Genomic DNA, 12,967 nt, shown 5'->3' on the forward strand with positions numbered 1-12,967 from the left:
GAGCAGCGCATTGAATCGAATAGCCATTGAACCGGTTGAAGTCAAACGGGCCGCCTTCCGCCCGGTCGGAACCGTCGAGGATCTGGGGGCGCCAATCCATAATTCCACCTCCCACGCCGCCGCCTTCGCGAAATCTGCTGAAGGCCGCACGATCATGTATTTGTCGCTGGACGGCGCGCATGGGGAAGACGCCCGGTTAGGCATCGTAGATTTGGACGAGGAACGGCTGCTCGAGGCGATTCGCCTTCCCGATGCGATGGGCGGATTTACGATGACCGTTGCAAATGATGACAGCGTATATGTCGCCTCTCACAATAAAGGGAATGTTTACCGGTATACTCCGGCGGACGGCAAGCTGGAAACGCTCGGAAAGCCGACCCCCGAAACGACGTTCGGGTATTCCCTGATTCCGGCAGGGAAGGATGCGGTGTTCGGAGGGACGTACCCGGGAGCGGTGTTTTACGAATACAGCCCCGCAGGAGGCTTCAAGCTTCATGGCCCGAAGCCGTTCGAGCCCGGCGAGCATTATGTGCGCAGTCTCGCGCACTGGGCCGAAGCCGGCGTCACCTATGTCGGAATCGGCTCCCATCCGCGGCTGAAGCGTTACGAGCATGCGGGCGGACATATCGGGGAGCTGCTTCCGGAGTCGTACTGGAACGACGAGTTCGTGTACGATCTGAACATCGAAGGCGGAAGATTGTTCGTCCGGCTCAATCCGTCCAACCGGATGCTCGTTTACCGTCTTACTCTCGACAGCCAAGGCCGGATAACGGAACAACTGGAGCGCGAAGTGCCGAACGTAGGCAGCCTCGGCGTATCCGAAGAGTATGAAGGCTGCGTCTACTACGCCTCGGCGGGTACGATTCACCGTTACGATATCGCAACAGGAGAAGCGGCATCGCTCGGAGTCGATACGACTATAGCCCCCTACAAACTAAGCTTCGTTCAATTGGCGGATCAAGAGTCGTTCCCCGGACGGACGCTGATCGGGGCAGGCTGCCGGATGGGCAAAACCCGTCTATTCAAATACAATCCGACGACGGGCGCGATCCGCATAACCGATCTGGACATTCCGGGCGTGCCGACGAATGTGCAATGCGTCGTCGCGGGGTCCGACGGTCACATTTACACGGGTGCGTTTCTGGTCGGAGGCACCTCCGTATTCGATCCGTCCACCGGACTTTTTACCGAATATAAAGGAGTCGGGCAGACGGAAAATATCGCCGAGGTCGGCGGCAAAATGTACTTCAGCGTTTATCCGCACGCCAAGCTGTTCGAGTACGATCCCGCCGAGCCCTGGTCGATGGTCCGGGGAGGAAGCAATCCCCGTCAATTGTTCAACTTGTCCGCCGAGGAGCAGGACCGGCCGTATGGGTTGACGACGGGCGGCGATGTGCTGTACATCGGCACCATTTGCGGCTACGGCAAGCTGGGAGGCTCCATCACGGCCTTCGATCCGCGTTCCGGCTCGCGCAAAGTGTATCGCAACCCGCTTCCGGATCTCAGCATCGTAACGCTCGTTCATCATAGCGGCAAGCTATACGGCGGGACGAACGTTTGGGGAGGACTCGGGATTAAGCCTGCTCGAACCGAAGCGGAATTGCTCATCTTCGATGTGTTCTCGGAGGAAGCAAGGGGGATCCCGCTGCCTGTTCCAGGATTGAAAGCGATTACGGCTTTGACGTTCGGAACGGACGGCTTGATATGGGGGATGGCGGAAGGATACGTATTCGCCTTCGATCCGGCGAGTGAGAGCTTTGTGCATCTGGCGCATTTGTTCCCGGATATCCGGTACGGCGAGCAGTCGATATGGAGGGACGCCTCCCTGCGATTCGGCAAAGACGGCGCTCTTTACGGAACCGTGCAGGGAAAGTATTTATTCCGATACGACCCGGCAGTAGCTTCCATGGAGACGCTCGTGGAAGACGGAGCGAGGTTTCTGGCCGAGGATCGCGAAGGGCGGCTCTATTTCTCGGACGGGAAGACGAGGCTGCGGCGGTATACGCTTCCGGGCTGACGGCAAAAAGAAGTTTCAGGGCTCCCCCATAAGCTTCGAAGACATGCTCCACATTTGGGGGACCAACACCATTAAGGGAAGGGAGAGCTTCCAAAATGAAATGGTCCAAAACGATGGGTACCTGCTTGTTGGTCTTCATGCTGGGACTCAGTACAACGGCAACGGGGCCGAAAACGGCGGAAGCGCAGGATGCCGCATCCGGCGTCTACGAGATGCTCGGGACACCGCTCAAGCGGGTAGTCGGCGTGGGAGGCGTGCCATTCGACGGTCCGGACGGGACGCCATATATCAGCGCCTCCGTAAACGGCTCTCCGGCACAATTCGTCTCCGTTCACGCGCTCACGCTTCAGGTTGACAAAGTAATCGAAATACCCGGAACGTCGAGCGCTCCGTCCATGACAACCGGGACCGACGGGAACGTGTATATCGGGACGACCGGCTCGGCCGAATTGTTCCGCTATGTGCCGGGAACGGCGAAGCTGGAATCGCTCGGCAAACCGATCGCGGGCGAGACGTATATTTACGGCTTGACGAACGGTCCCGGCGGCAAGCTGTACGGAGGCACTTATCCGGGCGGCAAAATGTTCGAGTTCGATCCCGCGACCGGAGCCTACCGCAATTACGGCACGCTCGTACCAGGCGAGAAATATATAAGGGCGACCGCATACGATGCCGAACGAGGGCTGCTCTACGTCGGAACGGGAACAAGCAACAAGCTGGTCGAATTCAATCCCGCGACCGGGGCCGTGTCCGCCAACTGGATGCCGGCGTCATTGTCCGTCGAGGAATACCCGAACAGCATCGATCTGAGAGGCGGCAAGCTGTTCATCCAGCTGAACAAGTCGTCGAAGCTGATCGTGATGGATAAGCTGACGAAGGCGATCGAATATACGCGCACAGGCGTTTCGTCCGATGTGATTTCGTCGCCGGACGGCAAGAAGGCATATTTGTTCACCCCGGGCGACGCGTACGTGCATGCCTACGATTTTGTCGCGAAGCAGACATCGCCCGTCTTCCGGTTCGGCAAATACAACGGCTGGAAATCGGTGAGAATGATCCAGACCGGTACTTCTCAGACGCCGGCTTATACGTTGTCCGCCTGGGCGGGCTACAATGCCGCGGTAACATACGATTTCGCGGCGGCGAAGCAGCGGGGGCAAACGATCGACGTGCCGGGTCAGCCGATCGAGATCCGTTCGATCGCGGCAGGACCGGACGGAAAGGTATATGCCTCGGGCACGCAGGGCGGTGTCGGCATCTATAATCCGGCAACCGGCGTCATGGAGCCGGTCTCGCTTAACATCAGTCAAGCCGAAGGCATCGCGGCTATCGGTGACGTGCTTTATTTCGGCATATATCCGCAAGCGCGGCTCGGGATGTTCGATACGTCGCGGTCGACGGGAACCGGCAATCCTGCCGAAATTGCGAAGCTGCCGGCCGACAGCTTGCAGGATCGTCCGTTCGGCATGGTCGGAGCACCGGAGCTCGGCAAGCTGTTCATGGGCACCGTACCCCAATACGGCCAGCTGGGCGGAGCGTTCGCCGTCTATGATCCGGCAACGAAGGCGCTGAACACTTACCGCAATCTGGTGCAGGATCAGAGCATCATCACGCTTGCCTACAAAGACGGCAAAGTGTACGGGGGTACCTCGATCTGGGGCGCTTACGGCGCGCCGGCTCCGACGGCCAAGGAAGGGAAGCTGTTCGTATGGGATGCGGCGACCGGACAGAAGGAGCTGGAAATCGTACCCGTGGCCGGAAAGCAGGCCGTTACTTCGCTGATCGTCGGTCCGGACGGCAACCTGTGGGGCTTTGACGAGGGAGTGCTGTTCATTTACGATCCGGCTTCCCGAAAAGTAACGGAAACGCACGAGGTCATGCCGATCCGCTATGCGGGAACGGTATGGACGGACGCGTTCATGGCGGCAGGCAAGGACGGCAACGTATATGGAACGGCGCGAGGCACGTTTTTCCGAATCGACGGCAAGTCGAAGAAAGTTTCGATATTGGACAATACGCGCCAATTTTCCAACCTGACGGCAGACCGGAACGGCGATCTGTACATGCGCTCGGGTATCGAAGGCAAAAGGCACGAGCTGTGGCGGTATACGAACCCCGATCTTGCGCTGGCCCGCATGAGTGAGCGGATCGAAGCCGCGGCTGCGGATGGTAGTCTAGGGCAACCGCTCTATATGCAGACCGGCAATGATTTACGCCAAGCGATCCATCATTGGGAAGCCGGGCGCCGGGACCAAGCCGTACACTTTTTGGCCAAGGCGGCCGATGGACTGAAGCAGGGCGGCAAATGGGCAAGCGAGCCGGTACGCAGCGGACTAGAGTCGGGGTTGAACGAGATCACCCTGCTGATACAAGGCACGGCAGGGAATTAATACGTCACCGAAAGGGTGGAAGAAATGAAAAGCAATACAATGTCGAAGACGGTACTTCCTTTCTTGTCGCTTGCTCTCGTTCTGGGCGCGTGCGGCACGGGAGGGAACGGCGACTCGGCGAAAAATACGGAGACGGCAAAGCCGGCGGCCGAAAAACCGAAGGAACCCGTTACGCTTACATTTTATAATCCGAACTCCGGGGATTTGAAGGAAGACTGGATGGCACAATACGGCAATGCCATTCAAAAGAAATTTCCTCATATTACGATCAATTACGTGCAATCTCCGGATACGAATCCGGCAGGTCATCTCGCCAATCTGCTCGCGGCCCAGGAGCCGATCGACGTGATCCTTAATGCGGATACGAACCATTACCGGCTGATCACGCCATTCAAGTTCGAATACGATATGACCGAATTGATCAAGAAGCACAACTACGATTTGTCCCGTCTGGAGCCAAGCACCGTCGAGGCGGTGAGAGCGCTTTCGAAGGGCGGCTTATACGCTTTGCCGTTCAAAATGAACGTCCTGTCTCTTATGTACAATAAAGATTTGTTCGATAAATTCGGCGTACCGTATCCGAAGGACGGCATGACCTGGGACGAAACGTACGAACTGGCCAAGACGATGACCAGGAAGGACGGGGAAACGCAGTACAGGGGCTTCATTACCCAATCGTACAACATAGCCTGGATGAATCAAATGTCGCTCGGCTTCGCCGATCCGAAGACGGATAAGCCGTTGTTCTACAGCGACGACCGGTGGGGGCAGTTCGTGCGCAACATTAACCGGTTCTACGAAATTCCCGGAAACGCGTTTGCGGAAACGACATTCCGTGCGGTCAGCAACGCTTTCCTCGTGAATAAAGTCGCCGCCATGTACGCATATACGATCCCGACTACAAAGCAGGACGTGAACTGGGATATGGTCTCGCTGCCGGAATTCGGCAATCTGCGCGGAGTAGGCTCGCAGGCGATGCTGACGCTAGCTTATGTCGCGAGCGTCAGCAAGCATAAGGACGATGCCTTCGAGGCCATCGCCTATATGACGAGCGACGAGTACCAGACGAACATTTCCAAGCAGGCACTAGGCCTTCCGGTCGTGAAGACGCAAGCGGTCAAGGACGCCTTCGGTCTGGACAATCCGAACCTGCAGGGGAAAAACTTGAAATCGCTGACGAAAAACAAACCCGCCGCGCCGTTCCAGCAATCGGCTTATCAAGCGATTACGAATAATCAGCTTGAAAAGGTTTGGTACCAGCTCGGCAAAGGGCAGATGGACGTGAACACGGCATTGCGGACCGCATCGGAAATGGCCGAGAAGGAAATTGCGAATCTGAAATCGAGCGGACAGTAATTGAACTGCACGCCAGACCACACGGGATTGGAAGTGCGGCAGCCTTGGACGAGAATTAAGTCCAAGGCTGCCGCCATTTTAATCAGGCTTCGGTTGAGGAAGTGTATTGTTTTTTTTCTCTCCTATATGCCGGTGGATGTCGATCAATTGATACCCTCTACCCGTGAACTCCTTGACGAGCCTGCTGTTTGCGATCAAATCCTGAACGGAATGGCTGTCGGATGAGATCAGGAACGGGATTCCCTTATGCGCCGATATCCGAATGACGGCTTGATCGGGAGTATTGTAACGAACGTTCAATTCCAGAATTTTGCCCGAGTGAGCGATCCGGTCCGTAATTTCCTCCATCGGAAGCTCTTCTTCCCGTATCCCGAAGCCCTTCAGCTCCGACAGCGGATGGGCGATAATATCCACACGCGGGTTATCGAGCATCCCGTAGAAAGCTTCGAGCCAGTTCCCGATGATCGATCCTCTGGGCAATCGACCCGCATCCGCCTTGGAGTAGTAGCCGTCCGGCTTCGGAATGCGATGAATGGAACCGAGGACGAGATCTACCAGAGAGTCGAAGGAGGGATCGGCATCAATATCGCCGTCCAGCGACACGACCTTCGCTTCGATCCCCGTGTAAAGCCGGATTTGATGCCGATAGTTCCGCTTCAGCGCATGAAGATGCGCGGCGTACGCCGGTATCCATGAGCTCGACTTCCAAACATGATCCGTGATGGCCATCGTTTCGTAGCCGATGCCGATTGCGGCTTCGATCATCTCTTCCGGCGTGTTTTTGCCGTCCGAATAATTAGAGTGCATATGAAGATCCATGAACATCGTAGAAAACCTCCTCCCAATAACGCGTCATCCGAGTTCCCCACTTGATCTCCAATTCGTCTTTGCGCGGCGGAATATCGAGCGCTTGCTTTACGGCAAGCGCCGGAAGGTTGATCCCGGCCGCGGTGCAGTGTACGATCGTTCCCTGTATTCTCGGGTTAATCTCTACGATTTTCGGCTCTCGATGCCGGTCCCGGCGGACTTGCACGCCGATGTTGCCATTCAATTGCATACACTTGACTACCGCAACTGCGTAATCGATAATATCCTGTTCTTTCGCTATCAAGCTCTTTGTCGTAATTCCTCCCACCGTAACCTCACGCAGCCTTGGAACGGCCACAACGGCCTCGCCGTGCTTGGCCAGCAGATCCACGCTATACTCCTCATACGGCAAGTACTCCATAACGAGGGTTTCCGGGATGTCGGCGCACCCCCCGATAATACGCAACAATTCTTCTTCGCTGATATGCGCGGAGCTGGGCTTCTCCCGGAAAAGCATTTGAAACCTGTCGGCGCTGTTATCCACGATATGAAACCCTCTGCTGCCGTCCGATACGACCGGCTTAAAGCATACCGGCCGAGCCGGGTAGCCAAGTTCATAGATCGCATGGATCAAACCTTCCGGAGTATGGACCGTCCGGAATTCGGGCACGGCCAACCCCATCGTTTGAAGCGCTTGATACAAACGTCCCTTGTGAATGACTTTTCGCAGCGATTCCGCCGAGGAAATCAATAGTCGAGTGCCAAGACGCAGCAGTTCATGTTGCGCCTCCGACAGCTTGATTAGTTCATCCGTGACGAGAGAAAAAACCATCCCGACTTTCTCCATGGCGCATAGACTCAGGACGAATGGCAGAAACGATTCCTCCGACGCCCGGGGACCGACGACATGCTTATTCGCCAAATGAAATCCAGCGGCTTCCGAATTGCAATCCATGCCTATAATCTCGACATCCATATCCCGGTTTAGGCGGAGAGACCGAATGACGCCGGAAGCGGCCGGAGAACCTGCTCCGGTAAGAAGTATGCGCACGAACGGTTTCACGATGAATTCATCACCAACCTCTATTTTCTTCCCACTATACTCTCTAACCGTCGTTTAAGCGCCTGACAGGCGACCAATTTTACTAGGAATAGGTCGCAGTACAGGAAACGCTCTTGATCTTTTCATAGGTTAGGATAGTCAAATCCATACCATACGACGAAGGTGTGATACGATTGGGTGCGCTCCTCTATTCTGAGCAACGTGCAATGGTTTTGGCTCCCCATGCGGACGATGAGACGCTCGGCTGCGCCGGTGTCATTCAGAAATATATCCGCCACGGCAGTCCGGTTCGAATTGTCATAGCTTCCTTCACCTTAAGCGACTCCAAGCGTTATCGGAAGGAACAAAGCGGTTACGGCACCTATAGCGGAAAGAAACGAATCAGTGAGCTAAAGGAAGCCATGCGTCTGCTCGGTGTTACGGATTATCATATCCTTTATCCGGATCAAACCGGCAAGCAGCTTTACGACAGCAGGCTCGACCGCATCCCTCGGGTGGAGCTGGTCGCAAAAATCGAACGCCACATAGAGGAATTCCGTCCGACAGTCCTGTATATTCCGTCCATTACGAAACATCAGGACCACGAAGCGCTTCATCAGGCCGCAATGGCAGCGGCGCGGCCGTATTTCTGGAGTGGCACCGTCTTGGTATATGAGACCGACGGAGAACTGATGTTTCAGCCGAATCTCTACGTTCCCCTTACGGAAGAGGCCATGAATCTCAAAATGAAGACGTTGGAGGCTTATCAGACCCAGATCGGCTCATTACGTCATCCGGTTCATCCGGATAGCCTCCTGCATAAAGCAAAGTTCCGCGGCAATCAAATATTCGAGGAATTCGCCGAAGCTTTTCAGATCATACGGCTCCATGGGTAAAATACGAGATTTCGATCTTGGGAGGGAATGATTAGTGAGTCTGTATGTCAATCGGATACAAGGGGTCTCGGTCATCACTTGCACAAATCGCCCGCTGTTCTTCAGCGCGCTGATCAACAACTACAGAAGGCAGCGATATAATCAGAAAGAGCTGATCGTTGTTCTGAACAAGGATAGTATGGATTTGGCCAAATTTCGCCGGATGGTTTCTTCCTTTCCCAATATTTCGGTCCACAAGGTTCCGGAAAAGTTTTCTTTGGGCCGGTGCCTGAATTATGGAATCGGCAAAGCAAAATATCCGATCATCGCCAAGTTTGACGACGACGATTACTACGCGCCCAATTACCTTATGGAACAAGTAAGGGCTCTGCGCCGAACCGGTGCCGATATTGTCGGAAAAGGAGCTCATCTGAAATTTTTTGAAGGGAAACGTCTGCTTGCCATTACAACTCCTTCGGAGAAAAACAAATTCGTGAATTATGTGGCGGGAGGTACGCTTCTGTTCGAGAGGCGGCTGCACAATCGCGTTCGTTTTGCCGATCGTACGCTCGGTGAGGATACAAACTTTTTGCAAAGAAGCCGGGCAAAAGGGTATAGGCTGTACGCCACCTCTCCTTATAATTTTGTCGGAATCCGGAGGGCGAATAAAAAAAGCCATACGTGGACCTTGAGTGACGACATCGTAATGAGAGGAAGCAAGTTTGTAGCAAGGACAATTCGCTACCGCAGGTGGGCGAGCCGGCCGGTCAAATAGCCGTTTGTCCGGTTCGGAAGCTCCGCGACGGGAACGATAGAGGCTGCCGGGGAATCGGCAGCCTTATTGCGTACGATAAAGAAAGTTTAACTTCGCTAAAGCGTTAAAGCGAAGTGCGAGTTTCTTTACTAAGAAAAGCTACCTCTTACGCAGGGTCATTCATCGTGGAGAGGGCTTCGATTAGAAGCTTTTCTTATTTCGGGAGGATAATTCGGATTAGTTTGATTTATACCCGGGTTATGTTTGGATATTTTTGATACTATGGAATGTGGCAAGAAACGATAATAGATTTAGGCAAGCGGAACGGAGGGATGAAAGCATGAGCGATAGGGGAGCAATGAATCCAACCGCACAGGAGCTGATGGTATTGCATGCCGAGGCGATGTTCACGTATGACCGGAACATGCGGCTACGTACGGTTAACGAGCCTTGGCCGGGCGAGAGCCCAGCCCCCCGGTTTTTTATGGGACGAACGATGGAAGGTTCGGCTCTTTGCCGATTTCGGTATGATGTGCCGGAGACGCTGGTCGAGCAATTGAATAAATTGTGCGCCGACGAACCGGTCATAAGAGATTTACGGACAAGGCCGAAACATTTCGACGCTTACATGAGCCTTCTACAAAGCGACCGCTACACGATGGGGCCTTGTTATCGGGTACCTGACGAAACCGTGCCGAACGCGCAGGTTGTCAGCATCACGCGGGATAACAGGGACGAGTATCTTCACGGCGGCTTCGAATGGTTGAAATCGGAAATAGATTATGCGCAGCCTTGTATGGCGCTCGTAAACGAAAACAAAGCCGTCTCGATCTGCCGAAGCGTTCGCATCTCACCCGGAGCGCACGAAGCGGGGCTCGAGACATTAAACGAATATCGCGGAAGGGGATATGCCGCCGCAGTTGTTGCCGGATGGGCGATGGCGGTGCGTGAAATAGACGGTATCCCGTTATACAGTACTTCGTGGGACAATCTTTCCTCCCAGAGTGTGGCAAGACAATTAGCTTTGTCGGTATACGGTGTCAATTTTACAATCCATTAAGTCGAGTTCTCTTTAAGAAGCTGGAGATCCATCGGGGTCCCGCAACCCCCGCCTAGCGTTCATTTGTAACCCCTGCGAATTTTTCACGTATAAAGATGTGAACATGATCCGACGACGAATTCGTTGTGGCATGAATTCACAACCGTTTCTGCCATTGGAGTAACCTCGTTCTCACTTCATGGATCCATGTTTAACACTAATAGAAGCAGAGGGAATCCGACGTATGAATGAGGAATATACAGATCATGCCGGAACCTGGTATCGGCTCGCCGAGCGGAAGGCGGCTCATTATTTTGCATCGTTATATGCGCAGGTGAAGGAAAAGGCCTATGTGCCGATATTGACACAAGATATTCAATCGTGGAAAAGAAACCATATTCATCATCGTTCACTGCTTTCCTTGTTGTCGCGGCGGAAGAGAAAGCCTGATTCTGCGGATTATCATAAATATATCCGATGGCTGAACGTTACGGGTAAACTGGATGATTACTTGGACCGCAGCGTTTCCTATATTTACATGAGGGATCTGGGCAAGGCATTGGATCATCCCGACACACGGAGCAGAATTCAACGTACCGTTGCCGACGTGAAAAATCTGTTGATTCGGTCCAGCGCAACAAACGGGGGAGACCAACCGGAGTATATGAGCTTGGCCGGGTTGTATCGGTGGGCCCGGAAGGAAGGCGTGGAGCTTGCCGCGATCTGGGTCATAAACAAACTGAAGGCCGTATCCTCCCATCTTCCGAAGGAGATGAATGCGGAGCAAGCGCTGCGCAAGCTGATCAAAATCATGATCGGGGTAGTTCTCCATGTGATAGAAGAGATGGACGAAGAAATATTGCCCGAGGAACGTGCCCGCAGACTTGATGAAGCGATCAGGCTTGGATACTCGTACGGGCTGACTTATCCTTTTATTGACGATCTTCTCGATTCCGGGGTCTTAAACGATCAAGAGAAAGCACAGTATTCCCGTATGATCCGTGCCGCGCTTCTCACCGGATCCGTGCCGGAAATAGGCGAGTGGACCGGCAATAACCTGGATTTGGTCCGTTACGTGCACTCGGAGCTCCGGGATGGTTACGAGTATATTAAGAGTCATCGGCAACCGGAGTCGCGGCATACCTTTTTCGAGCAATCGTATGTGTTTTTTCATTCTCAGGAGACGGACCGTGCAAAGGATCTTTCCAACGCGCATTACACCAACGAAGAGCTGTATGTGCCCATCATCATCAAATCTTCGTCTTCCCGATCGATCGTCCGTTCCGTCATCGGCGCTCCCGCGGATGAAGGCTTTGAACATCGAACATTTTACTATGGCATTTACAATCAGCTTGCCGATGACTTTGCGGATATGTTCGACGATGAGAGAGACGGGGCGTTGACGCCTTACACGTATTATTTGAAATACTATAGCGAGCGTCCGGATTTGATCAATCCGTTCGAATTATACTGGGCGGTCATCTCCCATTTGATCCATCACGTCTATCGCTCCGATGCGAAAACCCGCGAGGTGATACTCGATCGGGCCATCAACGGTCTAAAACGTTGCAAGAAACGGATCGGTAAGGAAAAATATAACGAAATTATGGAGATTTTCGCTTCCGGAAATCCGGAATTCAACCGTCTCATCCAACATCTGGTTCGAAAAGCGGACGATGTGGATTTCTTCGATAAGCTGCTCCGGGACCAGATGGTGACCGTGCTGAAAGAAGACCGCAAAGAAAAGGAAAGCTTCCTCGAAACGGTCGAAACCGTACGCCATCAGATCAACAAACTGCTGCACATTCCTAACGGCAACGGGACTCCATCGATGAACGAGTCGCTGGTCGATGCCGCCAATTACAGTCTCGAAGGGGACGGCAAGCGGATCAGGCCAATACTTGCTTGGGTCATGGGTGTAAACGAGTACGGACTGGCTCCTTCCGCGCTTGGGCCGCTTCTGAAATCGTTGGAATATATGCATACCGCTTCCTTGATCTTCGACGATTTGCCGTCGCAGGACAATGCGTCCACCCGCAGAGGGCGACCGACCTTGCATCAAGTCCATAATAGCGCCACCGCGGAATTAACCGGTCTGTTTCTGATCCAGAAGGCGATTGAGGAACAATCGTCCCTTGACGGGTTCGATGCCAAAACCGTGCTTGCCTTGATGCAATATTCGTCCCGGAAGGCGGCGGATATGTGCATGGGCCAGGCGATGGATCTGCAATCGAAGGGAAAGCCGTTGACGCTGGAGCAATTGAATACGATGTGCTTTTACAAAACGGGAATTGCGTTTGAGGCGTCATTGGTCATGCCTGCCATACTTGCTCGGGTGGAGGCGTCGGAACTTGCGGCTTTGAAGAAATTTGCCTATCATGCGGGCATTGCCTTTCAGATCAAGGATGACTTGCTTGATTCGGAAGGAGACCTGAGTTTGCTCGGCAAGCCCGTCGGGAAAGATGTCGACAACAATAATTCGACTTTCGTGACTGTCCTGGGTCAAGATGGCGCCAGAAAACAGATGTGGGAACACTACTGCCTCGCCATGGATGCATGGAAGGAGCTGCCCCGCAAAAACGCTTTTCTGAAGCATTTATTGACTTATATGATTAGCCGGGACTGTTAAGAGTGGTCATTCTGTGTTGGCAACATTGCCAGCACTTTTTTTTATGAAAAGGAAAGGA

Annotated in this window: 9 protein-coding genes; 7 read left to right on the top strand and 2 right to left on the bottom strand. The window is 53.7% G+C overall.

Translation table 11 applies throughout. The features are described from left to right. Nucleotides 1-10: 10 nt before the first annotated feature. The 3 genes from FE783_RS26490 (at nt 11) to FE783_RS26500 (ending at nt 5,763) form a co-directional block, all read left to right on the top strand. Nucleotides 11-2,017, top strand: coding sequence for a hypothetical protein (locus FE783_RS26490; protein WP_138882390.1), 2,007 nt, complete (start codon nt 11-13; stop codon nt 2,015-2,017). A 95-nt stretch (nt 2,018-2,112) separates the two neighbouring features. Next, nucleotides 2,113-4,407: an FIMAH domain-containing protein gene (locus tag FE783_RS26495; RefSeq protein WP_138882391.1), complete on the top strand. Its 2,295-nt coding sequence runs from the start codon at nt 2,113-2,115 to the stop codon at nt 4,405-4,407. A 24-nt stretch (nt 4,408-4,431) separates the two neighbouring features. Further along, nucleotides 4,432-5,763: an ABC transporter substrate-binding protein gene (locus FE783_RS26500; protein ID WP_138882392.1), complete on the top strand. Its 1,332-nt coding sequence runs from the start codon at nt 4,432-4,434 to the stop codon at nt 5,761-5,763. Nucleotides 5,764-5,841: 78 nt separating this feature from the next. On the opposite strand, the gene FE783_RS26505 is transcribed toward FE783_RS26500, so the two are convergent. Both FE783_RS26505 and FE783_RS26510 read right to left on the bottom strand, forming a co-directional pair. Continuing rightward, nucleotides 5,842-6,588: a PHP domain-containing protein gene (locus FE783_RS26505; RefSeq protein WP_138882393.1), complete on the bottom strand. Its 747-nt coding sequence runs from the start codon at nt 6,586-6,588 to the stop codon at nt 5,842-5,844. Next, nucleotides 6,560-7,633 (bottom strand): ATP-grasp domain-containing protein, encoded by a 1,074-nt coding sequence (locus FE783_RS26510; protein WP_158302040.1) that lies wholly within the window; start codon nt 7,631-7,633, stop codon nt 6,560-6,562. Before FE783_RS26510 ends, FE783_RS26505 begins: the two co-directional genes overlap by 29 nt. Nucleotides 7,634-7,839: 206 nt before the next feature. On the opposite strand from FE783_RS26510, the gene FE783_RS26515 reads away from it, so the two are divergent. The 4 genes from FE783_RS26515 (at nt 7,840) to FE783_RS26530 (ending at nt 12,909) form a co-directional block, all read left to right on the top strand. Beyond that, nucleotides 7,840-8,508 (top strand): PIG-L deacetylase family protein, encoded by a 669-nt coding sequence (locus FE783_RS26515; RefSeq protein ID WP_138882395.1) that lies wholly within the window; start codon nt 7,840-7,842, stop codon nt 8,506-8,508. Nucleotides 8,509-8,542: 34 nt separating this feature from the next. Beyond that, nucleotides 8,543-9,262, top strand: a complete 720-nt coding sequence (locus FE783_RS26520) for a glycosyltransferase family 2 protein (protein WP_138882396.1) — start codon at nt 8,543-8,545, stop codon at nt 9,260-9,262. A 319-nt stretch (nt 9,263-9,581) separates the two neighbouring features. Then, nucleotides 9,582-10,301: a kasugamycin N-acetyltransferase AAC(2')-IIb gene (aac(2')-IIb, locus tag FE783_RS26525; RefSeq protein WP_138882397.1), complete on the top strand. Its 720-nt coding sequence runs from the start codon at nt 9,582-9,584 to the stop codon at nt 10,299-10,301. Nucleotides 10,302-10,524: 223 nt separating this feature from the next. Continuing rightward, nucleotides 10,525-12,909, top strand: a complete 2,385-nt coding sequence (locus FE783_RS26530) for a polyprenyl synthetase family protein (RefSeq protein WP_202916261.1) — start codon at nt 10,525-10,527, stop codon at nt 12,907-12,909. Nucleotides 12,910-12,967 lie beyond the last annotated feature (58 nt).

Source organism: Paenibacillus mesophilus (assembly GCF_005938385.1).
Taxonomy (GTDB): Bacteria; Bacillota; Bacilli; order Paenibacillales; family NBRC-103111; genus Paenibacillus_AB; species Paenibacillus_AB mesophilus.